1 pseudogene is annotated in these 566 nt (G+C 37.1%); it reads right to left on the reverse strand.

Features of this window, described 5'->3' with window-relative positions:
* Nucleotides 1-566, reverse strand: a pseudogene (locus IEX12_RS23225) (IS200/IS605 family accessory protein TnpB-related protein); the annotation flags it as partial.

A 566-nucleotide genomic window follows, 5' to 3' on the forward strand; every position in this document is an offset into this window, starting at 1 on the left:
ATGGGAAATGAACTTGTTCCATGTTAATGAAAACCCCACTTGGTGTTTTGAAATGGAGCTGTTTATTTTCTGTATCGTAGTTAAATACAAAATTCCCGTTTGCGGCATCTTTCCGTCCGGATAGAATCATTTTTTGGTTGCGAGATTGTTGCCATTCCTCCAGCCAAGCGTCATGATTGTCTATGTAGAAATCCTTCGTATGTTGCGATTTGAATCGCTTTTTTGAACCGAAAACAACACTTGGAATATTGGCCCGTAACTGTTTTAATTCCTCTTCTTTCCGGTTCAGCCTTGACGTCAGAAAGCCAATTCTTGTTTTGTGTTGTTGTATCGCTGGATCAAGATATGTATGTTCAAATTGATACGCATGATAATAGATGTCCGTTTTCTTTTTATAGCTTATGACAAAGTAATTGCCTTGTTTTTGTTCTCTTGCATGCTTGGGAAATTTAGGTTTGTCTTTGATGATGGATGTTTTGATTTTTCTTAAGGTGGTTAATCTGGAGCGTTCCTGTTTTAATTTCCGTTTGATGGAACGGATTTGTGCTGATTTATTTTCGATATAG

The sequence above is a fragment of the Lentibacillus populi genome, assembly GCA_014642895.1.
GTDB lineage: Bacteria > Bacillota > Bacilli > Bacillales > Amphibacillaceae > Lentibacillus_C > Lentibacillus_C populi.